Annotated in this window: 2 pseudogenes; one reads left to right on the top strand and one right to left on the bottom strand. The window is 39.0% G+C overall.

Going from position 1 to position 1,802, the window contains the following annotated elements:
• Positions 1–266 precede the first annotated feature (266 nt).
• Positions 267–1,306, top strand: a pseudogene (locus QUA27_RS27175) (IS701 family transposase).
• 77 nt (positions 1,307–1,383) lie between these two features.
• On the opposite strand, the pseudogene QUA27_RS27180 reads toward QUA27_RS27175, so the two are convergent.
• A pseudogene (locus tag QUA27_RS27180) lies at positions 1,384–1,723 on the bottom strand (ISAs1 family transposase); the annotation flags it as partial.
• Positions 1,724–1,802 lie beyond the last annotated feature (79 nt).

Here is a 1,802-nt window from a genome sequence, read left to right on the forward strand (position 1 = left end):
TGATCTTATCTTCTCTGCTTGACACTCACTCGTGAGGGTCAGTAACATGATACCTCATCTTTCTGATAAAGGCTATAAGTTGTCTCAACCAAATGTATAATCGGTTTAATTCCTTGCCACGTCATGTTGCCTGCCCTGTTTATAGCAGTTAGGACTTACGCATTGACAAAATAACTCTATTGTGTATATCTGGAATAGAGGTGAATTCAATTCCTAAAAAAAACAGGATTGGGTAAAATTGCTCAAGTTATCAGGGGAGAAAAAATATTAGAACCAGAACTAAGCCATCCACCGCACTCTGCGACCTGTCCAAGTACACATATTTTCTTTTAGCGGAGTCTAAATATTCAGGTTGCTGTCGGTTATCCTCCATTTTAGATGGACTATCTCACGATAGTATTAACCGTTTTTTGTTAAGAGAAAGGTATGAACCAAAAGATTTATTTGATGAAGTCAAACCACATATTGAGTTAATAGGCGGGACATTAAGTGGGGATGACACAGTTATTGAAAAGCCTTATAGTGACCCCAATTTAACAGAATTTATTGGATATTTTTGGTCAGGTAAGCAGCACCGTCCGGTTAAAGGAAATAATCTGATTACATTGTATTACACCGAGAGCAATGGTAAGTCTGTACCCGTAAATTATCGGATATATAACAAACCGGAGGGAAAAACAAAAAATGATTATTTTCGGGAAATGATTGCGGAAGTGTTATTGTGGAGATTACAGCCACAGATGGTGACAGGAGATAGTTGGTATTCCAGTAAAGAAAACTTGAATTTTTTGAGAAATCAAAAACTAGGTTTTATGATGGGGATAGCCAAAAACCGCCAAGTGGCTATGATTCCAGGGAAATACACGGCTGTGAAAAATCTCGCAATTCCCCCGAAGGGGCAAGTTGTTCATCTCAAAAAAATCGGGCAGCCGTGAAAGTATTTCAGAAGAAGTTCAAAAACGACACAGAGAGATACTATATCATGTTTTGGTCTGAGCTCAAAGAGACTGAAGTTATAACTAGAAGTGATTTGCTGACCACACATTCGATACATTGGGGTATTGAATGTTACCACAGAGCCATCAAACAACTTTGTGGGATTAAAAAATTAATGGTGAGAAGTTCTCCGGCTATTGTCACCCATTTCTTCTGTTCAATTCGGGCTTTTGTCCAATTAGAATTGATGAGGGCAGAGGCATTGATTGATAATTGGTATGAAATTCAAAGAAATTTATCCTTAGAAGTAGCCCGTGATTTTATTCTGCATTACCTGAATCAAAAAGTAGGTCTAAAAGCTGAATATTAACTAACCGCTAAGTTCCGATTAATATACCAGGGTAAGCGCATCTCAAACGCTATTGACAAGGGGATTTAGAGGCATCATCATGTTTGGTGGGATAAACAAGCAGCAAGAATAGTCAGCATATAGTTATTATCCATTGCGGCTCGATTGGATTTTTGCCGATTGCTACGCCGAAAAGATTGCTCTCGGTTTAAAGCATTAAGAGCTATCCGTCGTAGTAACGCCAGATTATGTGGTGCATGTCCCGTTCGGACACGACAAGCATCTTCTTTGAAAGTGACATCTAAAGTCCAATGCAGACCATTCTCAATGCCCCAATGGAGACGGATTGCCTGTCCAAGCTTACAAGCGTCACAATCCTACGCTAGTCAAATAAAACTGGACTTCATGAGTAGTTTTATTCCATAAATGCCGAATTCGTACGGCTCTCCGGAACTTACGGTGATATTTTTATCTAATTAGAGAAGCAAGCTAATACGCGTTCTCGAAAATTATCAAA

Source organism: Microcoleus harperi Pol14_C6, from assembly GCF_036701295.1.
In the GTDB taxonomy this organism is placed as follows: Bacteria; Cyanobacteriota; Cyanobacteriia; order Cyanobacteriales; family Microcoleaceae; genus Microcoleus.